The sequence below is a fragment of the Luteibacter yeojuensis genome (assembly GCF_000964085.1).
Classification (GTDB): Bacteria; Pseudomonadota; Gammaproteobacteria; order Xanthomonadales; family Rhodanobacteraceae; genus Luteibacter; species Luteibacter yeojuensis_A.
The window spans coordinates 45,215-59,435 of sequence record NZ_JZRB01000029.1; the positions used below are offsets into that span (position 1 = coordinate 45,215).

The following is a 14,221-nucleotide window of genomic DNA, read 5'->3' on the forward strand; positions in this document are numbered from 1 at the left end:
GATGGCAGCAGCTACATGCCGGCGGAGTCGCGGGGCGCCCCAAATCGCTGGTGCAACAGCCGTTCACGCACGAAACGATAGGGAGGGCCGGCCCATCGTTTAAGCGGCTTCTTCACATTCCACTTGGCCCACTGCTTGAACCGGGCACCGCCGCCGGCGCCGGCAAGTGCCATGGCCACCGCAGGCGCATCGGCCTGCACCAGGGCGTAACGCCCCAAAACTGCGCAGCCACCGCGGCGCCATGCGCGCGTGGTGGGTTCCGACGTGAACAAGGTACGAATGCCGGAAGCCTCGGCCGCCTCTAGTACGGCCCTCGACATGAAACCACCTGGCACGGACGCTACCTGCACGCGCTCACCGAGTACGTCCTCCAGCGCCTCCACGCTACGCCGCCACTCATCTCGCAGCGCGGCCGCATCGAGCCGGGAAATGTTCGCAGGATGCGTGTGCGAATGGCTGCCGACCAGGTGCCCTGCCCGGCGCAGCGCACGTAGGTCGTCGGCACTGACGAAGCCGGGCGTGCCGATGCGTGCTGTTGTGATGAAAAAACATCCACGCATTCCCCGCTCCACCATGGCCTCGCCCACGGCAACCGCGCTCGCACCGCCATCGTCGTAGGTCAGCAGGCAACCTTCGTAGCGCCCGGCGGCCACGGCTCCCGGCTCGGCAAACGTGGCGCCAACAGCGCGAAGGCCGTCAAGATGGGCAAGGAAGTTGGTGGTATCGAGCTTGTAGTGCGCAGCCGCGCTGCCCAGGAACCCGCTGTCGTCCCAACGGCTGTCGGAAACCACGTCGTGGTACATCAGGCTGACGAGGCTCATTCGGCGGCCACCGCAGCTGGTGCCGCCGTGCGGGCAGCACGTTTCCAGCGCAGGTAGCGGCTAAGCCACGGCTGGCCCCAGACGCCACTGGGGCGACCCGCCACATCGATCGGCCGCGCGGTACCCGCCACGATGTCGCGCATGCGCTGCGCCAGGGCATCGAGGTTATCGAGCACCACACGGTACTGCACGCGCACATGCGATTCGTTCGCTTCGTCGAAGGGATAGGTGTAGTAGCCGTAGATCGGACCGGTATCGATGCCGGCGTCGATGCGCAACAGCGTGAGCCCCACCTTGTCGAGGTCGCGCTCGGCCAGCGCCCAGAAGCACCCATGGGCGTTGCGGTATTCGGGGCAGATGCCGGGGTGCATCACCAGGCAGCCGTGCCGGGGCACGCGGTAGATCCGCTTCGAAAGAAGCTGCTTGCTGCGGGCGATCATGAGGTCGGGTTCGCACGCGGCGAGGAAACGGGCAACCTCCGGTGCATTGGCGCTGGAGACCCGTAGTTCCGGCACGCCCGCCACATCGTTGAAGCGCGCGCGAAGGTCGCCAAGGCGCTCGCCCATCCAGGCGTTGTCGGCCGCCGCCAACCGGAACCGGTAGTAGAACCGCATCGCAAGAACATCCAGGAAGCGCCATGGCCCTACCCGCTTGAGCTCGCGGCGCACGCGCGCGCGTTTCTGCTCGCCGGTTTCCTCGATCAGGACAAGGCCGGCCAGGTCGGAAAACGACGCCAGCCAGGCCGCCAGGCCCTGGCGGTCGAAGGCATCGTCGGCATGGCACATCAATACGGTGCGCATGGATCGCACTCAGTTTGGAGACGCCCTATTCTCGCGCCGCCCCGCCGGGCGCGCGATTGGTCGAAGGCACTATGCCGCGGCCATGGATGGCCCAAATGGCACTCCTGCCGCCCCGCCTCCATGGCCGAAGCTCAGCCCCATGGCCCGCCGACCCGTCCTCCCACGCCTCGCGCTTACCGCCGCCACGCTGGTGGCCGTCACCGTCCTGGTGGTGCTTGCCGGCACCATCTACAACACCATCGCCCAGCACCGCCGGTTGGCCGAGGCACACGTGCCCGGGGCCTTCTACAAGATCCACGGGCACACGATGCATATTTACTGCACCGGCTCGGGGGAGCCGGCGATCGTGCTGGACACGGGCCTCGGCGATGATTTCACCAGCTGGCAGAAGGTGCAGCCCGAGCTGTCGAAGGTCACCCGGGTGTGCTCATACGATCGCAGCGGCTTTGGCTCCAGCGAAATGACCGGCGGCCCCCACGATGCCGACACGCTCTCGGCCGCGCTGCACGACCTGGTCGCCGCGGCGGGCATCCGCAAGCCGTTCATCCTCATGGGCCACTCCATCGCCGGCATCTACCTCCGGAGCTACGCCAGCCATTACGAGGGCGACCTGGCCGGCCTGGTCTTCGTCGACGGCGCGACGCCGCTGCAGGATGAGCGGGTGCCACGAAGCGTCGTCGCCATCGAGGAGCACCAGCGCCGTGCCATGCCGTGGCAGAAGTTCCTGATGGCTATCGGGTGGTACCGGCTGCGGGGCGATTGCGACACCGTGCAATCCGGCTTCGAGGCCTTCGCGACCATCGTGCGCGCCTACAACTGCGCGCCGTCGCAATTCGACGCGATCGAGGCCGAGATTGACGCCGAACCCAGGTCAGGCCAGGAAACCGTGCACGCCGGCCCCTTCCCCCGCCTGCCCATCCTGATCTTTTCGCGCGACCCGGCGTCGCGGCCGCCGAACTGGCCCGAGCAGGTCGGCGCAGCCAACGCCAAGGTGTGGAACATCATGCAGGAGGAGACGAGGCAGCTCTCGCCGCAGAGTCGCCGCGTCATCGCCAGGGGCAGCGAGCACTACGTGCACGTGGACCGGCCCGAGCTGGTCATTGATGAAGTCAGGCGCTTCGTCGAATCCATCCGGGTGAAACGTATCCCGTATGCCGAGGCGCAGCCGACGGTCACCCGGTAGCCCACACGGCCGTAGAACGAAAGTCATATCGCCCCCTGCGCCATCGAGGCGTATGTTCCTGCGCTTGGGGGCGAACCACCGCGCAGCCGCGGCAAGTGCGCCAAGCCAGCTGCCTCATCCACCGCTTACGATCGGCGCGGCACTACCGCGCGCCGCGGAGGCGCATGGTGATGACACCGACCGCCGATAGTATGACGCGCAGCATATCAGTCCTGGGGCGCTTGGGCGTCTTTCCGGTGATGCGCTTGTCCCTTCCAGGCCGCCGCCTTCTTGCGTACCTGGCATTGAAGCGGCAGCCGATGCCACGCGGCGTGGCCGCGGCGCAGCTCTGGCCCGACATGCCCGACGATGCGGCGCGTGCGAACCTGCGTCGCGCACTCTGGCACGTTCCCGCTGGCTGGATCTGCGCACTCGGCGATGAGCTTGGCCTTGACGCCACCTGCGACCTCGCGACGGCACATGGGGTCGCCGCGCGTGCCCTCGCGGGCGATTCCGTGGCCCTTGGCGATATCGCCTTGTTGTCGAACGACATCCTGCCCGGGTGGTATGAAGAATGGGCCGTTGCCGAGCAGGATGCCTTCCACCTGCTGCGCGTACAGGCGCTCGAAGCGATCTGCCGGAGCATGTTGGCTGCCGGCCAGCTCGCCCTGGCGATCCAGGCCGGCGCGGCCGCGATTGCCGCGGATCCCTTGCGGGAATCGGCCGCGGAAGCCCTCATCGACGCGCACCTGGCGCAGCGCAACCGGTACGACGCGGTGCGGTGCTTTCGTTCACTCGCCGAGCGGCTTGACCGTGAGTTGGGCGTCGAGCCGGATCCGGCGCTAGCGGAGCGCGTCGTCGGTCTCGGCCGGGGTGGCTGTTAGCGTTGCCGTGGACGGATGGCGGACGCCAGGCGGACGCGACCGGCGGGTGGCGCGGACGGCGGGGCCACGTCGGTGGCACGTGCGGTTCACAACCGGGTGCATGGTCGTGGATGGCACCTGTGATCGACTGCCTCCACCAGCCAAGGGCGTGGAGCGGTCCCATGTCGATCGACCAGCAATCCGAGCGGAACCCGTTTGCCGAAGCCATCTACGCGCCGGAGGATGCGGCGCCTGCGACGGAATCGACCCCCTCGTTTGAAACGGGCCTCATGCCCTTCGCCGAATCGGGCGGCATGCCGGTCGCCGAGGCGGCGACCGACCAGCGTCTCATGCAGGCCTTTGCGCAGCTTCGCGACGAGGCGTTTGACGAAGCGGTGGCCTTTCTCGCCGAAGAAACCGAGCAAGCGATTGCCGATCGATTCACCGACGAATCCCCGGCATCCGTCGCCGAACGCGAGCGCTACGGCGACGCACAGCTCGCGGCCGTCCGCTTCGAGGCGCAGCAATACCTGTCGTCGCTCGAGGCTGGCCTCGCCGACGCCCACATCGACGCGCTCACCGACGAACAGCTCAGCGAAGCACTCGATCGCCTTGACCCGCAACCGGGCGAGCTGACACCCGCGGGTGAAGAATTCCTCGGCTCGCTGATCAACAAGGCGAAGAGCGCGGTGAAGTTCGTCGCCAACGCCGCGAAGGGCGTGGGCTCGGTGGTGGGCAAGGTGGCGGGCACCTTGCTCGGGCCCGTGCTGCAAAAATTGCGTGGCCTCATCAACCCACTCCTGAAGCGCGTGCTTTCCATCGCCATCGGCCGCCTGCCCGCGGCCCTGCAGCCCAGTGCACGTGCACTGGCGAAGCAGATGGCATCGGAAACCTGGCAGGAAGGCCAGGCCGCCTACGAAGGCGATGCTTCGCCCGCCACGCTCGCGGATACCGCGGCACTGGCTGAATCCTTCGATGCCTCCCTCGCGGAAGCCCTCGTGGCGGACCCGGCCATGGGTTTCGCTGGCGAGAGCTATGAGGATGCCGACCGCGAAGCCGCGCCCGATGGCCGCGCACTGGAGCGCCTTGCCGAAGCGCGCGGCGAACTCATCGACCGGATACGCACCGCCCAGGACGAAGAGGACCTTGCCCCCGCGATCGAACAGTTCGTGCCAGCGCTTTTGGGTGCGCTTCGCATGGGCATCAAGCTCGTCGGACGGCCGAAGGTCGTGCAGTTCCTCGCGCGCTACCTTGGGCAGGTGATCCGCGGCTGGGTCGGCCCCACGCTGACGGGCCCCTTGTCCAACGCCATCGTCGACACCGGCCTGCGACTCGTGCAGCTGGAATCGTCGGAGGAAACGGGCGCCTCGCGTCGTGACGAGGCAGGCCCTGTCGCGCTGGCCAGTGTCGTCGAGGACACCACGCGGCGGCTGGCCGAAAGCGAGGAATACATCTTCGAGAACGAGGACCTCACGCAGCTGGCCACGGCCGCTGCGTTCGGCGAGGCCGTGGCCAGCCACTTCCCGCAGCGCTTCGTACGGCAGGCCTTGCGCCAGGCGCCGTCGCTGGGCGGCACGTTCATCAGCAAACGTCCGCGCAGCGTGCGCACGTACCGCAAGTACAGTCGCGTGCCGGAGGTGGAGGTCACGGCACAGATGGCCGATGCGCTGCCGAGCTTCGGCGGAACCACCGTCGGCGCCGTGCTGCGTGCGGCCGGCGCGACGTTCCCCGTGCGTGCGCGGATGCACATCTACGAGGCCGTCGCAGGTACCACGCTGCCGCGCATGTTGCGCGTGGACCGCGCCGGCGGCGGGACAAGCCATGCCGCGTCGTCACAGGCACACCCGCTGACGCCCGAAGCCGCGGGCCTGCTGCTGCGCGAGCCGAAGCTGGGCGTCGCGACGGCGCCGGGCTTCCTTCAATCACGCCACAAGATCGCCGTCGGCCAACGCTTCTACTTGCTCGAACCCACGGGTGCGGCCGGCGCGCTCGTGCTCTCCGAGGCCGCCACGCGAACGACGGCGGCACGGCTGGCCCCAAGCCGTGCGTGGACGGTCGTTAACCTGCGCCGCTCGAAGATCACGGTCGGCCTGTTCCTGTCCGAGGCCGACGCGCAGGGGATCGCCGAGGCGATCCGCCAGGGGCGTGGCCCCACCGCCCTGCTGCAGGCGTTGACCACCCTGTACCGCGCCGCGGCCCAACGCTCCGACGCCGCGCCGCACGGCCACCTGCGCATCGTCCACGAGGACAGTGAAGACAACGAAGCACTCGCGCCGCCCGCCACCAGCGCCCTGCCCGCCCACCTCGTGGCCGTGTTGCGGCGGCGCCTCGAAAGCTGGGTGTTGCCCGCGCTTGCGGCGTGGGTGAAGGACAACAGCGAGGCGTTCGCCCGCGCGGCGGCGCACCCGGATGCGGGCGTCACCGTGAGGATCCGGCTGACGGCCGTGCCCGGCCTCGACGCCCTGGCGCAGGCCACGTCCCCCGCCGCGGCCGAGGCCGCGCTGCGTGGCTCGCCCGCCATCGCCATCAGCGTGGGTTCCGGGAGGGGCCAGAAATGACCCGCGTGGCGTCACTGGAGCACCACCTCGTCAGCGCCGACCTCGAGCGGCAGGTGGCGCACTGGCTGGCTGCGTCGCGCACGTTCCGCGATGCGGAGGATTTCGCTTCCCTCGGCGCGTGGCAGTCGGTCGAGCGCAACATCGGCATACCGCTACGGCGGCAGATGAACGCGACCGTCGAGGAACTCATCGCCCTGGGTGAAGCCACGGCCACGCTGATCGCAAAGGCACGCGCCAACCCTGCCTTGCTCGACGATGCGAAAGCCGCGGTGCAACGGTTCCGGCATCGCTACGTGCAGGTGGATACCACGCTCGATTTCCTCGGCGATGCCGTGAACTCACGCACCAGCCCATCGCTCTGCGCCACGTTATCGACCCTCGATCGCCTGGCCGTGGCAAGCATGGCGCCCGTGCTCCAGCGCGCGAACAAGCCCGTGCCGGCCGTGCTGGTGTACCAGGACAAAGGCACGGGTGCGTCGATCCTGCGTGCCGGGGTGCGCCTTTGGGCCCCTGGCACGATCATGCCCGTGGCCGCGATCAAGATCGTGCGCCACAACCTGTACCGGCCCACGTCGTTGTTCCACGAAACGGGGCACCAGGTGGCGTACCTCACGGGCTGGACGCCGGCCGTGCGGCAAGCCATCGCCGCCACCCTCGCCGACGACCCGCCCCTGCAGGCGATGTGGACGGCATGGGCGCCGGAGATCACGGCCGATGTGTATGCGTTCCTGCACACCGGGTACGCATCCGTGGCCGCGCTGTACGACGTCGTCGGGGATGCACGGACGATCCTTGCGTGGCCCATCGGTGATCCACACCCGATAGGCTGGTTGCGCACGGCGCTGGGTTGTGCGTTTTCCAGGCAATGCTTCGGCGGCGACGGGCCCTGGACGCAGCTGCAGCGCGCGATGGAAGCCTGCCACCCGCTGGGCCACGCGGACGAGAGCGTGCAGCCCCTCCTTGCCCGGTCCATGGCGGCCATGCCCCGCATCGCCGCCGCGTGCCTTGCGGCACCCGTGCCCGCGCTGCGTGGCCGCCCCATGACCGATGTGCTCGACCCGCAGCGCGTTTCGCCCGCTGCGCTGGCCGAGCTTGAGCACTATGCCGGTGCCGCGCTGTGGACCTCCAGCCACTGGCGGCAGGCCGAGGGCATCCGCATCGTCGCCCTCGCCGGCTTGCGTGAGGCCGAACAACCTGAAACGGCGCCACGCTGGATCGAGCGGGCGCGCACCTGGTTCAACGCAGGAGCCCGCGCGGCATGAACAAGCGAACGAGGAGAAGCGACATGCGACAGCAACCACCGGATGAGCCCCGCGCGGATAGCGTGGAAAGCCAGGAGCGACTGGCCGGCATGCAGCGCGAGATGGACGAGATGCGCGTGCTGGTACGCCAGCTGATCGGCACCAACGCCGTCGAGAACGTGCTGATCAACGGCTTCTGCAAGCTGTCGGCGCAGCTGGAACCACTCGCCGAACTGACGCCGCCGCGACGCACCCCCATGGACCCGAAGGACATGGCGCGCCTGGCCCACGTTCGCGCGGAGCTGAAACGCCCGTCGTGGATCGGCACCGGCTCGCTCGAGCCCCCCCACCCATCCTGGAGCACGCCATGATCCAGCAGCTTATCCAGCGCATGGTCGACGCCGGCTACACCCAGAACGCCGCTGCGCTCGAAGTCCTGACCGCCGACCCGCTCGACCTCGCCCTGCACATGGAGCAGGTGTGGAACGCGGGCGGCCACCCTGTCGGCCCGGCCCGGCAAGCGCTGCTGGCCACCGGCAAGTTCGCCGCCTACGCGCCACCTGCCGGCAGCCGCGCCTGGGACCATCTCGGCTACAGCTATGCGCTGGAGAACACGCGGGCCGTGCAGATCCTGCGCCGCGTGGTGCGCGCCTTCCGTGCAGGCGAAACCCTCGGTATTCCGCTGGCGGATACGCAACGCTGGCTAGACGCCACGGAGTGCCTGCTGTTCGGTGCGGCGAACCCCCTCTCGCCGTGGCTGTCGACCAGCGAAGTGCGCCGCCCGGCCGAGGATGTGCGCCGCAACGCCTACGATCGCGTGTTCGGCGTGCAGCTCGCGTTCGGCACCGACGATAACCAGCCATCCACGTACGATCGGCCCAATGTCAGCAACGCCCAGTTCGTGCACCTTTTCGAAGAGCTGCTGTTCGAGGTGTGGCAGGCCATCTCCAACGTAAAAAACTCATCGGGCGTGAACTCGTCCGATGACGACCGCATCTACCGCATCGCCCAGGAACTGCAGTTCACGCTGCAATCGCGGCGGCAGCAGCAACTGCTCGACCGCGAGGAACTGGCCGCGGCAACCGCCCTTGGCTGGACCGAACTGAGCTTCAACGCCAACACGCCTTTCATCCGCGATTGCGGGGTGACGGGCACGGACGAGGCCAGCCGCTGCAAGTCGCTCGGGCTGAAAGTGGGGTTGCCCGCGCACGGCAAGTCCGAGGCCATGTTTGCGATGGCACCGGACCTCTCGCTGTTCCTGCGTACCCTTGAATCCGATGTGGTGAAGAAAGGCACCGCGTGGGTGCTCTACCTCGACCAACCGCCTCCGGCGTCGCCACCCGGCGCGCCGACACCCATCGGCGAAGAGAGCCGTCGGCTTATCACCGAATGGGCCGCCGCGACGGGCAAGGACCTGAAAGTGCGTGCCAAGCCGGTCGATACCGCCCGTCCGCGGCTTGTCAGCGTGCAGTGAGGAATGACCCACCATGGCCACCACGAACCCCACCGGCGCATACGACGAACTGGGCCTGGCCACGCCGTTCGCGGACGGGCAAGGCGAGCGGGAAAGCTTCGACGCCGCACCGCCTTGGCATGGATACAGCGAACCCCCCTTCCTGCGTGAAGAAGGCGAGGACGAAGCACTGGCGTGGCTGGACACGGACGGTGCCAGCGGCGCCGGTGAGGAGGCGCAGCCCGACGACGAGGAGCGCGATGCGGGCGAGGCCTATGCGGAGCCGGAAACAGAAGCCGTGGGCGCCGCGGGCGGCGGCACCTTGTCGCTGACGGAACCCCAGCGTGCGTGGATACACGCATTGGATCGCTCCGCGCTGGAGCGCCTGCCCGACGCCACGATGCGCGAACGCTTCCTCGCGCAAGACTGGTCGGGCATCGAGTTCCCGGGGAACGTGCCCAGGGGCCAGCAAGCTACCGACACCATCAAGGCGCATTGGGCCCTCGCGCGCACCTTGTTCAACGCCATGGCCAGCGTGACGCCCGAGCGGCGCGTGCCGTCGACGCTGCGGTTCCGCGAACACCCCGCGCAACCGGTGCCGCAGCAAGCCGGGCAACGGCTGTTCGCCGAAGCGCGCGACGCCTTCCTGCGCATGCACGATGCTGCACGGGCCGACGGCGTCGACCTGGTCATCCTCTCGTCGTGGCGCAGCCGCGCGAAGCAGGCGTCGCTCAGTGCGCATCAGTCGAATCCCAACGCCGTGGCTCGGGGCGTCTCCGCGCACATGTACGGGCTCGCCATCGATCTGCGGATGGCGGTCCGCGGCCTGCCCGTGGCCGAAGCGAATACGCGGGTGGATGACGCCAGCGCGGCGAAAGCAGGCACCGCGGCGAAGATGGGCAACCTCGTGCGCATGTACCGTTCGCCCGTATACAAATGGATGGCCCTGCGTGGGCGGGATTTCGGCTGGTACCCGTACCGCAACGAACCCTGGCATTGGGAATACAACCCGCCGGGCTTCAAGGCCCGCTTCGAAGGCACCGCCGTGGGCGCGGCCGTGGCGCAGGAAGACGAAGCCGAAGGCGCGGCGATGATCCGCACGTTCACGGCGAAAGCGCTTGGCGTGAAGGTCGCGGTGTACGTGACGCAGGCGGCGCGACGCGCATCCCAGGTCGAGCTGCTGTTCTACGCCCACGGCCTGGACCTGTGCCAGCCCGTGCTGAAGAACCGGCCGGCGTCGTTCATCACCGGGCGCCCCTTCGAACTCGGCGCGCTGGCGGAGGCCTCTGGCCGGCCCATCGTGGTGATGGTGCCGCACCTCGACTGGGAGCACCTGGCGGCCAACGGCATGGCCTACGGCAAGAAGTGGCATCGGCTGGGTCGGCCTGACAACTTCAACGCGGTAGCCGCCGAAGCGCTGGACCAGGTGCGTGACCTCACCGGGCGCCCCACGCCGCCCACCCTCGCGCGGCTTATCCTGGCCGGCCACTCGCGTGCCTACGGCTTCTTCGATGCGATGGCGCACGAGCATGGGGCCGCCCAGATGCAGGGCAGCGCGCTTGGCAAGCCGCTGCATGTGTGGGCGCTCGATACGACATACTCCGCGCCCATCGCCGACTGGCGCGCCTGGCTGGCATCCAGGGACGACTTGCTGGCCACCATCGTGTACCGCCACGGCACGTACCGGACCCAGGGCTCGGCGATCGCACGCGAACTGACGACGGGCGTGAATGGCCAGGCTTTCGCGAAGCTGGCCCTGTCGGCCCATGGTCGGCTCGCCATGATGCCCGTGGACGCTGGGCGGGTGGCGCACTGCGCGATCCCCGCCACGTATCTCCCGCGCCTGCTCGCGGCGTTACCGGCGTGGCACGGCGAGGCCGACGCACAGGCGGAGGGTTACAACGCATCGCTTGACGAAGACGAGGATGTCGCGAGCCTTGCCAATGAGGCCGAGGCGCTCGATGCAGGCGACGAAGTGGCACAGGATGAAGGCGGCGACGCCACCGCGCGTTTCGATGCATTCAACGATAGCCGTGACCTGGCGTGGGGAGCGGCATCGACCGAGGAGGCCACACCCGCTAGCGAAGCGTACGAGGCCTTCGACATCCCGCAGGAGGAAGCGGGCCTGGCCGGCAGCGGCCTCACCGCGTCGGAGCAGAGGGCCGTGGAGATCACCAGCCTTTTCGAGACCGGCAAGGCTGGTGGCTTCTATGGGCTCAGTAGCAACTTCGATGGCCAGGGCCTTTCGTTCGGCCTGGTGAACTGGACGATCGGCACCGGTAGCCTGCAACCGCTCTTGCGCGATTTCGCCAGGGAAAACCCCGCTCGTTGGGTCCAGGTCTTTGGCCCGGATGCCTCGCGCTTCCTTGAGCTTATCAATCGCAAAGGCACAGACGCCGTCAGGGAACAGCACCGGTTCGCCGTCGAGCAGATGAATACCGCATCGACCGGCGCCCGCGGCAAACCCGTCTGGACGGTGCGGCAGCCCTGGGTGGGCTATTTCAGGCGCCTGTCGGAGGACACGGCGTTCCAGCAAATCCAGGTGCGCTATGTCCGCGACCTGCTCGCACGCGCTGACTATTACTGCAAGGCGTTCCACCTGAAAAGCGAGCAGGCGTTCTGCTTCATGTTCGATGCGGTGGCCAGCCATGGCAAAGGGTGGACGAAGAAGAAGTTCGATGGCGTCGAAAAACGCCGGCTCCTCATCGAGCAAGCCATGGCGGCACTGGCGACGCGGCATGGCGCGGGCGCCATACCCGAAGCGGACGTGCTGCTTGCCATCGCCGACGTGCTGGCCACGACCTCGGCCCATCGCTGGGCCGACCAGGTACGCCGGCGCAAGCGCTGGTTCGTGACGGGCCAGCATCCGCGCGGGCGTGAACTCGCCCCCTACCAGCCGCGGCCGGGCGTGGCCTATACGACATCATCGGGCGCGTGAGGGCCCTCAAAGCGAATCACGCGCTCCGATGATGCGACGCATCATGACATCCCGGAGGCCACTGCTAGTATCCATGAAATCGATTTCATAGCAGGTGCCGTGATGAAAACGCTGAAGGGCCCCGGCCTCTTCCTCGCCCAGTTCATTGGCGACGAGGCCCCGTTCAATCGCCTCGACACCATGGCCGCCTGGGCCGGCTCGCTCGGCTACAAGGGCGTGCAGGTGCCCACCAGCAACCCGGCCATCTTCGACCTCGCCAAGGCCGCCGAAAGCCAGGCCTACTGCGACGACATCCGCACCACCCTCGCCGACCACGGCATGCAGATCACCGAGCTCTCGACGCACCTGCAAGGCCAGCTGGTGGCCGTGCACCCCGCGTACGACGACCTGTTCGATGGCTTCGCCGACGCATCGGTCCGCGGTAATCCGGCCGCGCGCCAGGCCTGGGCCGTCGAGCAGCTGAAGATGGGCGCCCGTGCCAGCCAGCGGCTGGGCCTGAAGGCGCATGCCACGTTCTCCGGCGCGCTGGCGTGGCCCTATATGTACCCGTGGCCGCAGCGGCCGCCCGGCCTGGTCGAGCGCGCCTTCGGCGAACTGGCGAAGCGGTGGCGGCCCATCCTGGATGCGTACGACGAGGCCGGGGTCGACCTGTGCTTCGAGATCCACCCCGGCGAAGACCTGCATGACGGCGTCACCTTCGAGCGCTTCCTCGAGGCGGTGGACCACCACCCACGCGCCAAGATCCTCTACGACCCCAGCCACCTGCTGCTGCAGCACCTGGATTACCTCGGTTTCATCGACCGCTACCACGACCGCATCGGCATCTTCCACGTGAAGGACGCGGAGTTCCGGCCCAGCGCCACCAGTGGCGTGTACGGCGGCTACCAGGCGTGGATCGACCGCCCGGGCCGCTTCCGTTCGCTGGGCGATGGCCAGGTCGATTTCCGCGGCATCTTCTCCAAGTTCGCCCAGTACGATTTCGACGGCTGGGCGGTGCTCGAGTGGGAGTGCTGCCTGAAGCATCCCGAGGATGGCGCCCGCGAAGGCGCCCCCTTCATCAAGGATCACATCATCCGTGTGACCGACCGCGCGTTCGACGATTTCGCCGACGCCTCCGTTGATCCAGCGGCACTGGATCGCCTGCTGGGAACCACCGCATGAAACCGATGATGTTTCGCCTGGGCAGCATGATGTTCCTGGAGTTTTTCATCTGGGGCGCGTGGTTCGTCACGCTGGGCACGTTCCTTGGCGCTGGCCCGCTGCATGCCACCGGCTCGCAGGTCGCGGCCGCGTTCCTCAGCCAGTCGATCGGCGCCATCCTCGCGCCGTTCATCGTCGGCCTGGTGGCCGATCGGTACTTCTCCGCGCAGCGCATCCTGGCGGTGCTGCAGCTCGTGGGCGCCGTGCTGCTGTGGTTCGCCGCATCGGCCGCCACGTTCTCGTCGTTCCTTACCCTCATCATGGTTTACATGGTGCTGTTCATGCCCACGCTCGCGCTGGTGAACAGCGTGGCCATGCGGCACATGGACAACCCCGAGAAGCAGTTCCCGCCGGTGCGCGTCGCCGGCAGCATCGGCTGGATCGTGGCGGGCGTGCTCATCGGCTGGCTGGGCTGGGAACAGCAGCACCGGCTTGAACTCACCTTCCAGATGGCGGCCGGCGCGTCGCTGCTGCTGGCCATCTACGCCTTCACCCTGCCCGATACGCCGCCGCTGAAGCGCGGTGCCGATGTCTCCATGAGCGACATCCTGGGCCTTGACTCGTTGCGCCTGCTCAAGAGCCGCTCGTACCTGGTGTTCTTCCTCGCATCGGTCGCCATCTGCGTGCCGCTGGCGTTCTATTACAGCTTCACCAACCCGTTCCTCAACGACCTGGGCGTGAAGGGTGCCGCCGGCCTGCAATCGCTGGGCCAGGCATCGGAAGTGATCCTCATGCTGGCCATGCCGTTCTTCTTCTCGCGCCTTGGCGTGAAGATGATGCTGGCCCTGGGCATGGGCGCGTGGGTGCTGCGCTACATCCTGTTCGCGTTCGGCACGGTCGACAGCACGGGCTACGCCCTGCTGGTGGGGGGCATCATCCTGCACGGCATCTGCTACGACTTCTTCTTCGTCACGGGCCAGATCTACACCGATCAGCACGCCGGCCCGAAGTTCCGCACCGCCGCGCAGGGCTTCATCACGCTCGCCACGTACGGCGTCGGCATGCTCATCGGCAGCTGGCTCTCGGGCATCGTCGTCGACCACTTCACGGTTAACGGCGTGCATGACTGGAAGAGCATCTGGCTGGTGCCGGCGGGTGTCGCCTTCGTGGTGCTGCTGGTGTTCCTGGCGCTGTTCCGCGAGCGCGCGGACCGCACCGCGCCCGCCACCCACCCGGCTTAAAAGG

The 14,221-nt window shown here is 68.0% G+C and carries 11 protein-coding genes; 9 read left to right on the forward strand and 2 right to left on the reverse strand.

Features of this window, described 5'->3' with window-relative positions:
- Positions 1–11 precede the first annotated feature (11 nt).
- Together VI08_RS20970 and VI08_RS13740 are read right to left on the reverse strand one after the other, a co-directional pair.
- A complete protein-coding gene (locus VI08_RS20970) occupies positions 12–821 on the reverse strand; it encodes a polysaccharide deacetylase family protein (protein ID WP_052697942.1) in 810 nt (269 codons plus the stop codon).
- Entirely contained in the window at positions 818–1,621 is an 804-nt protein-coding gene (locus tag VI08_RS13740; protein ID WP_045830165.1) for a formyltransferase family protein, read from the reverse strand. Before VI08_RS13740 ends, VI08_RS20970 begins: the two co-directional genes overlap by 4 nt.
- Before the next feature lie 139 nt (positions 1,622–1,760).
- On the opposite strand from VI08_RS13740, the gene VI08_RS13745 reads away from it, so the two are divergent.
- From VI08_RS13745 to VI08_RS13785, 9 genes are all read left to right on the forward strand, one after another.
- Complete coding sequence (locus VI08_RS13745) at positions 1,761–2,804, forward strand: alpha/beta fold hydrolase (protein ID WP_045830166.1); 1,044 nt, start codon at positions 1,761–1,763, stop codon at positions 2,802–2,804.
- A gap of 170 nt (positions 2,805–2,974) precedes the next feature.
- Positions 2,975–3,667 (forward strand): AfsR/SARP family transcriptional regulator, encoded by a 693-nt coding sequence (locus VI08_RS13750; protein ID WP_198148952.1) that lies wholly within the window; start codon positions 2,975–2,977, stop codon positions 3,665–3,667.
- A 161-nt stretch (positions 3,668–3,828) separates the two neighbouring features.
- Positions 3,829–6,204, forward strand: a complete 2,376-nt coding sequence (locus VI08_RS13755) for a hypothetical protein (RefSeq protein WP_045830167.1) — start codon at positions 3,829–3,831, stop codon at positions 6,202–6,204.
- Positions 6,201–7,466, forward strand: a complete 1,266-nt coding sequence (locus VI08_RS13760; RefSeq protein ID WP_045830168.1) for a hypothetical protein — start codon at positions 6,201–6,203, stop codon at positions 7,464–7,466. The genes VI08_RS13755 and VI08_RS13760 overlap by 4 nt, the downstream gene beginning before the upstream one ends.
- Before the next feature lie 23 nt (positions 7,467–7,489).
- A complete protein-coding gene (locus VI08_RS13765; protein WP_157006778.1) occupies positions 7,490–7,816 on the forward strand; it encodes a hypothetical protein in 327 nt (108 codons plus the stop codon).
- Positions 7,813–8,919 (forward strand): hypothetical protein, encoded by a 1,107-nt coding sequence (locus tag VI08_RS13770; RefSeq protein ID WP_045830170.1) that lies wholly within the window; start codon positions 7,813–7,815, stop codon positions 8,917–8,919. Before VI08_RS13765 ends, VI08_RS13770 begins: the two co-directional genes overlap by 4 nt.
- Before the next feature lie 13 nt (positions 8,920–8,932).
- A complete protein-coding gene (locus VI08_RS13775; protein WP_045830171.1) occupies positions 8,933–11,836 on the forward strand; it encodes a D-alanyl-D-alanine carboxypeptidase family protein in 2,904 nt (967 codons plus the stop codon).
- A 102-nt stretch (positions 11,837–11,938) separates the two neighbouring features.
- The gene (locus VI08_RS13780; RefSeq protein ID WP_045830172.1) at positions 11,939–12,997 is read left to right on the forward strand and encodes a sugar phosphate isomerase/epimerase family protein; all 1,059 of its coding nucleotides are present in this window, start codon (positions 11,939–11,941) and stop codon (positions 12,995–12,997) included.
- Positions 12,994–14,217, forward strand: coding sequence for a nucleoside permease (locus tag VI08_RS13785; protein ID WP_045830173.1), 1,224 nt, complete (start codon positions 12,994–12,996; stop codon positions 14,215–14,217). The genes VI08_RS13780 and VI08_RS13785 overlap by 4 nt, the downstream gene beginning before the upstream one ends.
- Positions 14,218–14,221 lie beyond the last annotated feature (4 nt).